The 13090-nt window shown below is 71.9% G+C and carries 12 protein-coding genes; 7 read left to right on the forward strand and 5 right to left on the reverse strand.

What is annotated here, in order from left to right; genetic code table 11:
* Positions 1-834, forward strand: an 834-nt coding sequence (locus ABZ624_RS12545) for an IS481 family transposase (protein ID WP_360086085.1), incomplete at its 5' end; no start/stop codon positions are given.
* On the opposite strand, the gene ABZ624_RS12550 is transcribed toward ABZ624_RS12545, so the two are convergent.
* On the reverse strand, positions 831-2303 hold the full coding sequence (locus ABZ624_RS12550; protein ID WP_360086088.1) for a tetratricopeptide repeat protein: 1473 nt from the start codon (positions 2301-2303) through the stop codon (positions 831-833). The two genes, ABZ624_RS12545 and ABZ624_RS12550, sit on opposite strands and share 4 nt — an antisense overlap.
* Positions 2304-2401: 98 nt before the next feature.
* Here ABZ624_RS12550 and ABZ624_RS12555 point away from each other — a divergent pair, with 98 nt between their 5' ends.
* The gene (locus ABZ624_RS12555; protein WP_360086091.1) at positions 2402-3811 is read left to right on the forward strand and encodes an FAD-linked oxidase C-terminal domain-containing protein; all 1410 of its coding nucleotides are present in this window, start codon (positions 2402-2404) and stop codon (positions 3809-3811) included.
* Between the two features lie 17 nt (positions 3812-3828).
* Here the strand turns inward: ABZ624_RS12555 and ABZ624_RS12560 are convergent, their stop codons facing one another.
* Complete coding sequence (locus ABZ624_RS12560) at positions 3829-4242, reverse strand: SsgA family sporulation/cell division regulator (RefSeq protein ID WP_360086094.1); 414 nt, start codon at positions 4240-4242, stop codon at positions 3829-3831.
* Between the two features lie 245 nt (positions 4243-4487).
* Between ABZ624_RS12560 and ABZ624_RS12565 the strand changes: the two genes are divergently transcribed.
* Together ABZ624_RS12565 and ABZ624_RS12570 are read left to right on the forward strand one after the other, a co-directional pair.
* Positions 4488-6401 carry an RDD family protein gene (locus ABZ624_RS12565; protein WP_360086097.1) on the forward strand — a complete coding sequence of 638 codons (1914 nt, stop codon included), beginning with the start codon at positions 4488-4490 and terminating at the stop codon, positions 6399-6401.
* Between the two features lie 86 nt (positions 6402-6487).
* Positions 6488-7192, forward strand: a complete 705-nt coding sequence (locus tag ABZ624_RS12570) for an RDD family protein (protein ID WP_360086100.1) — start codon at positions 6488-6490, stop codon at positions 7190-7192.
* A 97-nt stretch (positions 7193-7289) separates the two neighbouring features.
* Here ABZ624_RS12570 and ABZ624_RS12575 read toward each other — a convergent pair whose 3' ends face one another.
* Positions 7290-7535 carry a hypothetical protein gene (locus ABZ624_RS12575; RefSeq protein WP_360086103.1) on the reverse strand — a complete coding sequence of 82 codons (246 nt, stop codon included), beginning with the start codon at positions 7533-7535 and terminating at the stop codon, positions 7290-7292.
* Positions 7536-7878: 343 nt separating this feature from the next.
* Between ABZ624_RS12575 and ABZ624_RS12580 the strand changes: the two genes are divergently transcribed.
* Entirely contained in the window at positions 7879-10233 is a 2355-nt protein-coding gene (locus ABZ624_RS12580; protein WP_360086106.1) for an immune inhibitor A domain-containing protein, read from the forward strand.
* 121 nt (positions 10234-10354) lie between these two features.
* Positions 10355-10675, forward strand: a complete 321-nt coding sequence (locus ABZ624_RS12585) for a hypothetical protein (RefSeq protein WP_360086109.1) — start codon at positions 10355-10357, stop codon at positions 10673-10675.
* On the opposite strand, the gene ABZ624_RS12590 is transcribed toward ABZ624_RS12585, so the two are convergent.
* Both ABZ624_RS12590 and ABZ624_RS12595 read right to left on the reverse strand, forming a co-directional pair.
* Positions 10669-11265, reverse strand: coding sequence for a nicotinamidase (locus ABZ624_RS12590; RefSeq protein WP_360086111.1), 597 nt, complete (start codon positions 11263-11265; stop codon positions 10669-10671). The two genes, ABZ624_RS12585 and ABZ624_RS12590, sit on opposite strands and share 7 nt — an antisense overlap.
* A gap of 98 nt (positions 11266-11363) precedes the next feature.
* Positions 11364-12710, reverse strand: coding sequence for a nicotinate phosphoribosyltransferase (locus ABZ624_RS12595; RefSeq protein ID WP_360086113.1), 1347 nt, complete (start codon positions 12708-12710; stop codon positions 11364-11366).
* A gap of 57 nt (positions 12711-12767) precedes the next feature.
* Here ABZ624_RS12595 and clpS point away from each other — a divergent pair, with 57 nt between their 5' ends.
* Positions 12768-13085, forward strand: a complete 318-nt coding sequence (clpS, locus tag ABZ624_RS12600; protein WP_360086116.1) for an ATP-dependent Clp protease adapter ClpS — start codon at positions 12768-12770, stop codon at positions 13083-13085.
* Positions 13086-13090: the final 5 nt, after the last annotated feature.

Below are 13090 nucleotides of genomic sequence, written 5' to 3' on the forward strand. Positions count from 1 at the left end.
AAGTGGATCCGGCGCTGGCGTTCCGAGGGCGAGAGCGGACTCATCGACCGCTCCAGCCGGCCCCGCAGGACACCGCACCGGACCGCAGCCGCCACGGAGGCGCAGGTCTGCAGGCTGCGACAGGACCGCAAGCTGGGCCCGGCACGTATCGGACCGATTCTGGGCCTGCCCGCCTCCACCGTGCACCGCATCCTCACCCGGCACGGCCTGAACCGTCTGGCCTTCCTGGACCGGCCCACCGGCCGGCCCATCCGCCGCTACGAACGCGACCGGCCCGGCGAACTGGTCCACGTGGACGTCAAGAAACTCGGCCGGATCCCCGACGGCGGCGGCCACAAGGTCTTGGGCCGACAGGCCGGCCGGGCCCGGCGAAGCAGGGTCGGCTTCGACTACGTTCACTCCGCCGTCGACGACCACAGCCGCCTGGCCTACAGCGAGATCCACGCGGACGAGAAGGCCGCGACCTGCGCAGCCTTCCTCCGCCGGGCTGCGGCCTTCTTCACCACCTGCGGCATCGACCGCATCGAGCGGGTCCTGACCGACAACGCCTGGCCCTACCGCAAGAGCTTCGCCTGGCGGCAGGCACTGGCCGACCTCGGCGCGGCCGGCAAGCTCACGCGCATCTACCGGCCGCAGACCAACGGCAAGGTCGAACGCTTCAACCGCACCCTGCTCGACGAGTGGGCCTACCTGCGGCCCTACACCAGCAACGACGAACGAACCGCCGCCCTGGCAGACTTCCTCCACACCTACAACCACCACCGCTGCCACACCGCACTCGGCGGCCACCCACCGATCAGCCGTGTGAACAACGCTTCAGGTCAATACACCTAGGCGCTGGGCGGCGGCTCGTCCGGTACGTCGCCCAGCGCCCGCAGCGCCTCCTGCGCCACCGGAACCCGCAGCGGTGAGAAGTACGGATTGAACCGCAGCGCCTCCTGCAGATGCCGGCGCGCGGAAGCCCGCTCGTCCAGCTCCAGCTCGATCAGACCCCGGTGGAAGGCGTACAGCGCGCTGCGCACCCCGCCGCCCTTCGTCGTGTCCGTCGCGGTGGTGGCGTAGGTCAGCGCCTCATCGTCGTCGCCGGCCTGGTGCAGCGCCCAGCCGAGCGCGTCGGCCACCTCGATCCCCGGCTGGCGCTCCCACTCCGCCTGCAACCGCTCCACAGCCTCCTGCGGGTCCCCGTGGTCCGCCTCGAACTGCCCGATCAGCAGCTCCTCGTCGACCCCGGCCGCCATCTGGCGCCGTACCAGCTCCTTGACCTGCTCGTACTGCTCCCGGGACTGCGCCGCCATCCCGTGCGCCTCGTACAGCTCGCCCAGCTCACAGGCGCCCTGCGGACTCGGAAACCTGGTGAGCGCCGCCCGGTACGCCGCGTACGCCTCCGTGGTGCGGCCCAGCGCCGCCAGCACCCGGCCCCGCCCGGTCAGCGCCGCCGCCTGGTCGGGGTCGAGGCGTACGGCCGCCTCGAAGTGCCGCAGCGCGTCCTGCAGGTCCCCGCGCTCCCAGGCCAGCTGCCCGAGCCCGGTCAGATAGGCGGCCTGCTCGGCCGGGGTGCCGGCGGCGGACGCGGCGTCGGTCAACTGGGCCACCGCGTCCTCGCGCCAGCCCCGGTCCCGGTACACCGCCGAGGCCCGCGCCATCACCGCGGGCCGGGCCGCCGCGCCGGTGCGCAGCCCCAGCAGCTTGTCCAGCGTCGCGCGAGCGTTCTGGTAGTCGCCGAGCCCGGTGTAGGCGTCGATCAGCGGGGGATACGCCGCCCACCGCTTCGGCGCCGCCTTCAGCGCCTGCTCGCCGTATCGTTTCGCCGCCGGAAAGTCCCGGCGCGCCAGTGCCAGCGCGGCCAGCCCGTCCAGCGCCTCGGTGTTCTGCGCCGCCCGCACCCGCAGGGACGTCTGCAGCGCCTGCTCGGCCCGCGGGTAGTCCGCCGGGTCGGCCGTCCGGCGCGCCCGCGCGACGTACGCGGTCCCCAGCACGGCCCACGCCCGCGCGTCCCCGGGCTGCGCCCGCACCCGCTGCTCCTGCTGCCCGATGAGCGCCCCCAGCTGCGGCAGCGCGGCCGGCAAGCCCGAGGTCACCGCCGTCAGCGCCTGCGCCGCCTGCGCCTGGGCCTGCGGACCGGCGGCGGGCGGCCGTACCACCCCGTGCGGCCGCTCCCCGGGCAGCAGCGTCAGTACGGCGCCCGTGGCGACCCCACCCGCCAGCGCGGTGACCAGCACCCGGCGCTGCCATCGCCGGGAGCGGCGCGGCGCCGGCGGCTCGCTCGGCAGCAACGTAGCCGGCAGGCACACTCGGTTGTCCATGGCGTTCACTGTGCGTCAATATGACGATCACATCCGGGTGGCCCAACCGGAGGGCGCCCGGGGTTCACACCGATGGCCGTGAGTGCGACCCTTTGATCATGAGCCGTATCGAAGCGCCCCGCTCCGAAGACGCTGTGGTGACCCAGGACCTCACCGACCGGCTCCTGGCCGGCCTGCCCGCCGAGGCCGTCCTGACCGACCCCGACGTCACCACCTCCTACGCCCACGACATGGCGAGCTTCTGCCCGGCCGGCGCCCCGGCCGTCGTCGTCCTGCCGCGCACCGTCGAACAGGTCCAGCACGTCATGCGCACCGCCACCGAGCTGCGTGCCCCGGTGGTCCCGCAGGGCGCCCGCTCCGGCCTGTCCGGCGCGGCCAACGCCACCGACGGCTGCATCGTGCTGTCCCTCACCCGGATGGACCGCATCCTGGAGATCAGCCCCGTCGACCGGATCGCCGTCGTCGAACCGGGCGTGATCAACGCGACGCTGTCCCGCGCGGTCGGGGAGCTCGGCCTGTACTACCCGCCGGACCCCTCCAGCTGGGAGATGTGCACCATCGGCGGCAACATCGGCACCGGCTCGGGCGGCCTGTGCTGCGTCAAGTACGGCGTGACCGCCGAGTACGTCCTCGGTCTGGACGTCGTCCTCGCCGACGGCCGCCTGATGTCCACGGGCCGCCGTACGGCGAAGGGGGTGGCGGGCTACGACCTGACCCGGCTCTTCGTCGGCTCCGAGGGCTCGCTCGGCATCGTCGTCCGCGCCGTCCTCGCCCTGCGGCCCAAGCCGCCGCAGCAGCTGGTGCTGGCCGCGGAGTTCCCCTCCGCGGCCGCCGCCTGCGGTGCCGTCTGCCGGATCATGGAGGGCGGTCACGTCCCCTCCCTCCTCGAACTGATGGACCGTACGACCGTCAAGGCCGTCAACGACCTCGCCCACATGGGCCTCCCCGAGACCACCGAGGCGCTGCTGCTGGCCGCCTTCGACACCCCGCACCCCGCCGCCGACCTGGCCGCCGTCGGCGCGCTGTGCGAGGCCATGGGCGCCACGCAGGTCGTGCCCGCAGAGGACGCGGCCGAGTCCGAGCTGCTGCTGCAGGCCCGGCGGCTCTCGCTGACCGCGCTGGAGGCGGTCAAGGGCACGACGATGATCGACGACGTGTGCGTGCCCCGCTCGCAGCTCGGCGCGATGCTGGAGGGCGTCGAGCGGATCGCCGCCAAGTACGACCTGACCATCGGCGTCTGTGCGCACGCCGGCGACGGCAACACCCACCCGACCGTCTGCTTCGACGCCCAGGACGCCGACGAGTCCCGCCGGGCCCGCGAGTCCTTCGACGAGATCATGGCCCTCGGCCTGGAGCTGGGCGGCACCATCACCGGCGAACACGGGGTCGGCGTGCTGAAGAAGGAGTGGCTGGCCCGGGAGATCGGCCCGGTCGGGATCGAGATGCAGCGGGCCGTGAAGCAGGCCTTCGACCCGCTGGGCATCCTCAATCCGGGAAAGGTCCTCTGAGCCTTTCCTACGGCGGCTCACTGCGCGAGCAGCTGGTCGAGCGCGTCGTCGATGCCCAGCTGTCCGCCCTCCGTCCCCGGCGGCACCGCTCGCAGCGTCCGCTCCAGCCAGGCCGACACCTGGGGGACGGGTGCCTCCAGCAGCGCGTCCCCGTCCGGCGAGCTCAGCGCCATCAGGACGACACCGCGTCCGTCGGCCTTCGCCGGCCACACCCGCACGTCCCCCTGCCCGCACGGCCGGAAGACCCCCTCCACCAGCAGTTCGCGGGCGAACGTCCAGTTGACGGGGCAGTCGGAGTTGATGTGGAAGGCGATGTGGACGGCGTACGGATCCTCGGAGCGGTAGCCCAGCCGGGCCGGCACCGGGATGCTGCGCTCCGGCGACAGGATGAGCCTCAGCTCCAGCTCCCGCTCCACCACGATGTGCTCCATGACCTGCGTTCCTTTCCTCGTCTGCGTCATTCGGGACCGCTCGGGACGGGCCCGTACCAGGGGAGAGGGGGCCGGGGCCGGGCCATTACGCGGGTACGGGGAAAATTTTTTCGCGGACCTGTGGGAGTCCGGTGCGGCGTTGCCCGGAAAGGAGTGGGTCCGGCGGGACTGGCGCTGAGGGCTGCCCCGGTCTGATAGATGTGGAGGCCCCCATCCCACCCCCGAGCAGATACGGGACGAAGGACATGAGCGCCCCAACCCCGGCCCCAGGTGACGACAGGCCCCGCGAGGGCTACTACCCGGACCCGTCCATCCCCGGATACGTCCGGTACTGGAACGGCGCCTCCTGGGTGCCCGGCACCAGCCGGCCGGCGCCGAAGGACGGCGAACCGCTCACCCCGCCGCCCGGCGTCCGCGCCGCGCCCGCGGCGGTGGAGGAGACGGGCCCGCACTTCTTCGACGAGGACCCCGCGCCGGCACCCTCCGGACAGGACGGCGCCGGTGCCTGGGGCGCCGGCGGCACCGGCGGCACGGGCCCTGCCGGCTACGGCGAACAAGGCCCGGCGGGGGCAGGCGCGGGCGGCTACGGCGTGGCACAGCACGGTGCGGGGGGCCAGGCGGGGCCCCGGGGCGGCGGGCAGCCCGGTGCCGGTGGCCCGCACGGCCGGCAGGGCGGTGGCGGCCAGGCTGCCGGGCAGCCCGCCGGGCGGTTCGGTTCCGCCGGGGACGGTGACGGGCGGGCCGCCTGGGGTGCCGACCCGCGGGTGCCCGCGGAGGGCTCGGCCCGGCCGACCGGCCAGGCCGGCCGCACCGACGGCACGGCCTCGAGTCCGCCGGGGGAGGGCGACGACCAGGACTCCGGCGGCACCTTCATCTTCCGACGGCCGGTCCCGGGGCCGGCCGCTGTCAAGGACGACGGCACGATGACGTTCCGCCCCGTACCCGGTCAGGGCCGGCGGGGCACGCAGCCCGCGTCCGGCGCGCAGGCCCCCGGTGCGGAAGCCGGCGCGGGCTCCGGCTTCGGACCGTACGGCGCGGCCCAGGGCCCCGGCTTCGGCGCGCCCGCGTCCGGTTCGGGAGCGGGCGGCCACGACGCGGGTGCGGCCGGTTCGTCCCCGGCGCCCGGCGGCTTCGGCCCGCACGTTCCGGCGCAGGGCGCGGGCTTCGGCGCCCCCGGTACCGAGGCGGGGCCCGGTTCCGGCTTCGGCGCGCAGGGCTCCGGCTCCGGCGCGGGGTCCGGCGGGTCCGCAGCGACGGGCTCGGGAGTGGGACCGGGTGCCGGTCCGGCCGGGCCCGGCGGGGCCTCAGCCGGTACGCCCGGGGTCTCCGGCGGCTTCGGACCGCAGGGCCCCGTCGGCGCGCCCACCCCGCCCTCCGCCTCGTCCTCCCCGGCCCAAGGCCCCGGCTTCGGGGCCGGCAAGGCTGCCGCCGCGCGTGCCGCCGCCCAGGCACCCCAGGCGGCGCAGTCCGCCCAGCCCGCCCAGGCGGCCGTGGCGCCGTCGGTGCCCGCGCAGGGCGGTGCCCCGGCCGCCCCGCTGACCAGCGGGCCCGGTGGCGGTCAGGCGTCCTGGGCACAGCAGGTGCACCAGCTGGCCGGTGGCGGTGACGAGCAGCCGGTGGCGCCGTGGAAGCCGCCGGTGGACGACCCCTTCCAGGCGGCCGCGCGCCGCCAGGCCGCCGCCCGCCCCGCCGGACTCGGCAAGCGGTTCGCCGCCCGGCTGATCGACACTCTGGTGCTGGGCGCGGTGACGGCCGCCGCCGCCGTACCGCTCGGCATCCAGGCCGCCGACCACGTCCAGGAGAAGATCGACGCGGCCAGGCTGTCCGGCCGCGAGGTCACCGTCTGGCTGCTCGACGGCACGACCGCCACCAGCCTCGGTGTCGTCCTCGCCGTCCTGCTGCTCTTCGGTGTCGTGTGCGAGGTGCTGCCGACCGCCAAATGGGGCCGCACCCTCGGCAAGAAGCTGCTCGGTATCGAGGTGCGGGACATCGAGGCGCACGAGCCCCCGGGCTTCGGCCCGGCACTGCGCCGCTGGCTGGTCTACAGCGTGCCGGGGCTGCTCGGCATCGGGATCGTGGGCGTGCTGTGGTGCCTGTTCGACCGGCCCTGGCACCAGTGCTGGCACGACAAGGCGGCCCACACCTTCGTCGCCGGCTGACGGAACGGCGCCGGCAGCCGGTGCCCGCTCCCCCGTACGGCCGCCCGCCGGATGCGTAACCGGCGCTTTCGCGGTCCACTCGGGCCATGAGCAGCGAACCGCCCCCCGGATCCGGAGAGCAGCCACCCGAGGACGACCCGTTCAGGAAGCGGCCCCCGTCGGACCAGGGGCAGGGGCCGGGCTCGCCGTACGACACCCCGTCCGGCGGCGCCCACCCGCCCCCGCCCCCGCCCCCGGGCGGGGGCCAGCCCCCTCCCTACGGCGGTGGCCCGTACGGCGGCGCCGGCCCCTACGGGGGCGGCCCCCATGGTGCCGGCGGTTACCCCGCCGACCCGCTGGCCGGTATGCCCCCGCTCGCCGACAGCGGCAGGCGGACGCTCGCGCGGATCGTCGACATGATCCTCGTCGGCGTCGTCGTCTGGCTGCTCACCTGGGCGTTCGGTGTGCGCGAGTACCAGATCAACGGTGACCAGGCCGAGGTCGGCCGGTCGGTGGCGCAGTCGGTCATCGCGGCCGTCCTGTACATCGCCTACGACACCTTCCTGATGGCCAAGTACGGCCAGACCCTCGGCAAGCAGTGGCTGGGCATGCGGGTGGCGAACCTGGACGACGGCGCGACCCCCTCGGTGCCGGCCAACCTGATCCGCGCCCTGGTGCTGTGGCTGCCGTTCGCCTTCTGCTGCGCCTGTATCTGGACGGCGATCTGCGGCGGCTGGAGCTTCTTCGACAAACCGTATAAACAGGGCCTGCACGACAAGGCGGCCAAGACGGTGGTGGTCAGCACCCGTTGAGCGAAGGGTGAGAGGTGGCCGCAGATGTTATGGGCGGCCATACGAAAGCGGCGGGCCCGTGGGAAGACGGGTCCGCCGCTTTTGTGTGCGCCGTCGTTCACAGGGCGGTGGACACCCGCTGTTCCTGGGGTGCGGGCTCGGTGGATCCGGCTGCCGACTCGGTCGTGCTGGCCGCCGGCAGCGGCACCGTCATCGCCACGAGCAGCCCGAGGGCCAGCGCCGCGAGGGCGATGACGGTGATCCCGAGGCCCGAACCCGTCTGGGACAGCAGCAGCATGGCGAGCGTCGAGAAGATCACGGTGCAGGAACCGTAAACGAGCTGTGCGGCAGTCGGACGAGGCATGGCAATCGTGTCCTAGGAAGACTTCGGGGGCTGAGGCGTGCCGTTCGACTCTCTTCGCGTGCATGCCCGAACGGGGCGCCTGGTAAGCGTGACCTAACCCACGGTACGGGGTGCACAGGGGGCGCACGGAGTCATGGGGTGGAGGCATAGGCCGCGAGCAGGTTCGTAAAGCGGACGTCTCCTCCGCATAGTGCACTTGGCCTGCACAAGTCAAGGACTGTCTTTTCTTCTAAACCTCTAGTCAAATTACGGCACTTGATTACACGCGTTGATCTTGCGCGCACGGATCCCTCCATGACCCGGAACCCCCTGTCCGTGTGCGCGGCGCGGGGGAGGAACTCAAGTGACCAGCAGATCCTGGACGTTCAGAGCTGCCGCGATAGGAGTGACGCTCGCGGCGGCCTCCGCCACGTTCGCCACCTTCGCCGTCGCGGAGGCGAGCACCCAGGCCCGGCCGGCGGCCGTGAACCGGCATGACCCGGCCCCGGTGAAGCAGCGGGCACACGACCTGGACGGTCCGCTGAGCAAGACCCAGGAAGCCCAGCGCCAGGAGGCGCTGAACCAGCTCATATCGGGCAAGACCAAGGCGCAGGAGCGGAACGGCTCCAAGGTCGTGGCGCTCAAGAGCCGCAAGGGCAGGAGCAAGTACGTCGAGCTCAGCCGCGAGAAGACCGACAAGATCTTCACGATCCTGGTGGAGTTCGGGGACAGGACCGACCCCAAGTTCGGCGGCACGCCCGGCCCGCTGCACAACACCATCGCCGCGCCGGACCGCAAGACCGACAACTCCACGGCCTGGCAGAAGGACTACAACCAGAAGCACTACCAGGACCTCTACTTCGGCACCGGCAAGAAGACCGAGTCGCTGAAGAAGTACTACGAGAAGCAGTCCTCGGGCCGCTACTCGGTGAACGGCGAGGTCTCGGACTGGGTCAAGGTCCCTTACAACGAGGCGCGCTACGGCAACAACGCCTGCGGCCAGACCAACTGCCCGAGCGTGTGGAACGTCGTCAGCGACGGCCTGAACGCCTGGGTGGCCCAGCAGAAGGCGGCCGGCAAGACCGACGCCGACATCAAGAAGGACCTCGCCCAGTACGACCAGTGGGACCGTTACGACTACGACCACGACGGCAACTTCAACGAGCCGGACGGTTACGTCGACCACTTCCAGATCGTGCACGCCGGTGAGGACGAGTCCGCGGGCGGCGGCGCCCAGGGCAAGGACGCGATCTGGGCCCACCGCTGGTACGCCTTCGGCACCGACAAGGGCGCCACCGGCCCCGAGAACAACAAGCTCGGCGGCGCACAGGTCGGCAACACCGGTGTCTGGGTCGGCGACTACACCATCCAGCCCGAGAACGGCGGCCTCGGCGTCTTCGCCCACGAGTACGGCCACGACCTCGGTCTGCCGGACGAGTACGACACCCACGGCGGCGACAACTCCACCGGCTTCTGGACCCTGATGTCCTCCGGCTCCTGGCTCGGCACCGGCAAGGAGTCCATCGGCAACCTGCCGGGCGACATGAACGCCTGGGACAAGCTGCAGCTGGGCTGGCTGAACTACGACACCGCCAAGGCCGGCACGCAGTCCACGCACAAGCTGGGCGTCGCCGAGTACAACACCTGGAACAAGCAGGCCCTCGTGGTCAACCTGCCCGACAAGGCGGTCACCACCACGATCACCGAGCCGGCCGAGGGCAAGAACCAGTGGTGGAGCGGCAGCGGCAACGACCTGAACAACACGCTGACCCGGTCCGTGGACCTCACCGGCACCTCCTCGGCGAAGCTGGACCTGGACGGCTGGTGGGCCACCGAGGACGGCTTCGACTACGTCTACACCGAGGTGTCGACCGACGGCGGCGCCAACTGGACCGCCCTCGACGGCACGGCGGACGGCCAGGCCGTCCCGCGTGACGCCGGCGGCAAGCCGGCGCTGACCGGCTTCTCGCAGACGCACAAGAAGCTGTCGTTCCCCCTCGACGCCTACGCGGGCAAGAAGATCGACCTGCGCTTCCGCTACGCCACCGACGGCGGTGTCGCGGAGAACGGCTTCACGGCCGACCGGATCAGCGTGACCGCCGACGGCACCCCGCTCTTCTCGGACAACGCCGAGACGCAGGACGCCGCTTGGACGTCGAACGGCTTCTCCCGCATCGGCGCGTCCTTCACCAAGGACTACAAGCAGTACTACATCGCCGAGAACCGGCAGTACGTGTCGTACGACAAGACGCTCAGGACCGGCCCGTACAACTTCGGTTCGGCCGAGCGCCCCGGCTGGGTGGAGCACTACCCGTACCAGAACGGCCTGCTGATCTGGAAGTGGGACACCTCCCAGGCGGACAACAACACCAACGCCAAGGACCACCCGGGCACCGGTCTGATCCTGCCGATCGACTCGCACCCGACGGCGCTGAAGTGGTCCGACGGCACGCTGATGCGCAACCGCGTGCAGGCCTACGACTCCCCGTTCAGCCTGTACGGCACCGACGGCATCACGCTGCACAAGGCGGACGTCGCGACGACGATCAAGGGGTCGAAGGGGGTTCCGGTCTTCAACGACCACACCAGCACGTACTACGACCCCGCGAACCCGGCCGGGGGCGTGAAGGTCACTGACACCAACACCAGGATCACGATCGTCAAGGAGGCCGAGAACGGCTCGACGATCTTGCTCAAGGTCGGCCCCGCGGTGAAGTAGTCCTTATTCCCGCAGGTCAGACGAGTATCGGCGGCAACCCCTTGGCGGGTTGCCGCCGATCGTGTTTAGGTGCGTCCTGTGGACCGCTTATTGACACCGACCGAAACGGGGATGTGACCGCATGGCCGCTGGAGGCTTCTGCAAGCTACCGAACGGCACGGTCGTGGTGGCACTGAACCTGCCCTACGACACCGCCGGGGTCCGGGTTCTGGTGCACGCCCAGAACCGGGCCAGGGCCCTGACCAGGCTCCGCAACCTGGGCCTGCGCGCGATCTACCTCCGGGGGAACGCCGCGCCTCCGACCCCGGACGAGATCACGGCCGTCCTGCACCACCCGGACGGCCTGATATGGCGCACGGCACCGGCGGACAACGGTGTCATCGTGAACGAGCTGTGGCATCCGATCCGCGCGCTGCTTCGCAGGTCGGCGGTGGTTCAGTAGCCGCTGACCACGGGCTTGCCGGAGAGTTCCACCCCCGCCTCACGCAACTCCTCCAGGGCCCGTTCCGTCGTCTCCGGGGCCACCCCCGCCGTGAGGTCCAGCAGGATCTGGGTGCGGAAGCCCTCCCTCGCGGCGTCCAGGGCGGTGGCCCGCACGCAGTGGTCCGTGGCTATGCCGACCACGTCGATCTCGTCGATGTGGCGGGCGCGGAGCCAGTCGGCGAGCGGGACGCCGTTCTCGTCGGTGCCCTCGAAGCCGCTGTAGGCCGCCGAGTAGGCGCCCTTGTCGAAGACCGCGTCGACCGCGCCGGAGGCGACGGCGGGGGCGAAGTTCGGGTGGAAGCCGACGCCCTCCGTGCCCGCGACGCAGTGCGCGGGCCAGGACCGGACGAAGTCGGGGTTGTCGGCGAAGTGGCCGCCGGGCGCGATGTGGTGGTCGCGGGTGGCCACCACGTGCCGGTACCCGGTGCCGGCCGCCTGGCCGATCAGCTCCGTGATGGCGGCGGCCACGTCCGCACCTCCGGCCACCGCGAGGCTGCCCCCCTCGCAGAAGTCGTTCTGCACATCTACGACGATCAAGGCGCGGCGCATGATGGGTGTCCTTCGACTAAGGGTCAAGTAACTGAGCCTAGAGACTTCCGGGCCCCTGCGGGAGGGGGCGTTCCGGCGGGGCGGACGACGGTCCCGCTTTAGCTACCCGAGCGCCCGTGGACGTACTCCGTCGGAATGACGGGTTCCCCTCGGGAGAGCTGGGTCGCGGAGAGCGGGAGATTGGCCCGGGCGGCGATGTGGCGGTCCCGGGGGACGTCCAGGGGCTCCCGGGCTATCACGTCCCCGCCCTTGACCAGCTGCACCAGCAGCTGGCGGTCGGCGAGGTCCGCCGGCACCGGGCCGGTGCCCACGACCTCGGCCTCCGCCACCCCGCCCTCGTCCAGCCGGCGCGCCGCCCACTTGCGGCCCCCGACGGAGGTCTTGCCGCCGCTGGACTTCTTCGCGACCGGCACCAGCGGGGCCTTCGGGTCGGCGGCCTCGGCGCGGGCGACCAGCTTGTAGACCATGGATGCGGTCGGGTGCCCGGAGCCGGTGACCAGCTGGGTGCCGACGCCGTAGGCGTCCACGGGGGCGGCGGCCAGCGAGGCGATCGCGTACTCGTCCAGGTCCGAGGTCACGATGATCTTCGTGTCCGTCGCGCCCAGCTCGTCCAGCTGCTGCCGCACCCGGTGCGCCACGAGCAGCAGGTCGCCGGAGTCGATGCGGACCGCGCCCAGCTCGGGCCCGGCCACCTCCACCGCCGTACGGACGGCCTCGGCGACGTCGTAGGTGTCCACGAGCAGTGTGGTGCCCCGGCCGAGGGTGTCGACCTGGGCCTGGAAGGCGTCCCGCTCGCGGTCGTGGAGGAGGGTGAAGGCGTGGGCGGAGGTACCGACGGTCGGGATGCCGTAGCGGAAGCCGGCCGCCAGGTCGGAGGTGGTCGCGAAGCCGCCGACGTAGGCCGCCCGGGCCGCCGCGACGGCCGCCAGCTCGTGGGTGCGGCGCGCGCCCATCTCGATCAGCGGGCGCTCCCCCGCGGCGGAGGCCATACGGGAGGCGGCGGCGGCGATCGCGGAGTCGTGGTTGAGGATGGAGAGGATGACCGTCTCCAGGAGCACGCACTCGGCGAAGGTGCCCTCGACGCGCATGATCGGCGAGCCGGGGAAGTACACCTCGCCCTCGGGGTAGCCCCAGATGTCCCCGCTGAAGCGGTAGTCGGCCAGCCACTTCAGGGTGTCCTCGTCCACGATCTTCCGCTCGCCCAGGAAGCCGAGGACGCCCGCGTCGAAGCGGAAGTTCTCCACCGCGTCCAGGACGCGTCCGGTGCCCGCCACCACGCCGTAGCGGCGCCCGTCCGGCAGCCGCCGGGTGAAGACCTCGAAGACGCTCCGCCGTTCGGCCGTACCGGCCTTCAGGGCGGCCCGCAGCATCGTCAGCTCGTACTGGTCCGTGAAGAGCGCCGTCGACGGAACATCCACCGGCAGCCCAAGGTCCGCTGTGTTCATGACCATGGATCGTACTCCTATCTCGTCAGTGTGACGATTTCCGGAGCCCGTGGCAGCATGGGCACTGTGACGTCACCCGCGCCCGCAGAGATCGAACGCACCGAGTCGGCGGAGGAGGTCTTCGCCGTACCCGAGCCCGACGTCCCCTGGGTCACCATCGTGCACAACGACCCGGTCAACCTCATGAGCTATGTGACCTACGTCTTCCAGTCGTACTTCGGGTACACCAAGGACAAGGCGACGAAGCTCATGCTCGACGTCCACCACAAGGGCCGGGCGGTCGTCTCCAGCGGTAGCCGCGAGGAGATGGAGCGCGACGTGCAGGCGATGCACGGTTACGGTCTGTGGGCCACCCTGCAGCAGGACCGGAAGTAGCGAAT

The sequence above is a fragment of the Streptomyces sp. NPDC007205 genome, from assembly GCF_040634095.1.
Classification (GTDB): domain Bacteria; phylum Actinomycetota; class Actinomycetes; order Streptomycetales; family Streptomycetaceae; genus Streptomyces.